Raw genomic sequence first — 818 nt, 5'->3', positions numbered from 1 at the left:
TATTTGCTTTCCACGGTAACCGATTGTGGCGCACCTACGTTACCAGCATATACAGCTACACTACTTTGTGAACCAGCATCTACTGTACCCAGTATTCCGGCTGGAACTTGATAGTACACTATTGCTTTGTCACCAGGCTTCAATGAAATTGGACCAGATGCTTGTGAGAAACACATGGATGGTGTGCTTGCACTCCAAGTAGCAAATTCGTTTATAGCGAATTTGGTTCCAGATGCTTGAGCCAGACAGTTTGTCAAAACTGTTGAGTTGGTACTTTTCATCATACCAAGAGGACCACCGGTGTAATCAGTAGTTCCGGTATAGGTTAGCTGTGATTGGAAGTTTGCAGCAGTGATTCTTATAGGATTGCTGTCATAATACCAATTTGCAAATGGGATTTGAGTACCACGTACAGAAATTGTATTAACAGACAATATCTTGTCTCCACTGTTTCTTACCTCAGCTGCACCCCACACGTAGGTTGGTGTACTTGTAGAGTTTGCCCAAACGTGAACACCTTGAGTCGAAACACCCGATGATTGGGCTCCTGTTTGGAAAAGGCTAGTACCATACAGTACAACACCCGTTCCAAGAACTACGGAAGCGACCAAGATGATCAATGTCGTGAGCACGGCACTGATTGCCTTTCTGTTCTTTGTTCTAAGGAACATATTCATTATTACCAAAAATGGTAATGTCGGTTATCTGATCTAGTATGTAATGTAAAATTACACATCATCAGATGAGATAGTCTTGTAGGCAGTGATGAATTTAGCCACTAACTGTCTCAGATCAGAGGAACCACGCACGCAATTACG

General features: G+C 42.7%; 1 protein-coding gene. It reads right to left on the bottom strand.

The window, feature by feature from the left end:
* Window positions 1–671 (bottom strand): hypothetical protein (locus DYY66_RS07640; RefSeq protein WP_178085590.1); only part of this gene is annotated, 671 nt, incomplete at its 3' end.
* Between the last annotated feature and the right edge of the window lie 147 nt (window positions 672–818).

It is taken from the genome of Candidatus Nitrosotalea sp. FS (genome assembly GCF_011319475.1).
In the GTDB taxonomy this organism is placed as follows: Archaea; Thermoproteota; Nitrososphaeria; order Nitrososphaerales; family Nitrosopumilaceae; genus Nitrosotalea.
Note: the sequence above shows the minus strand (reverse complement) of the source record. Positions and strands in the feature narration are given on the sequence as shown.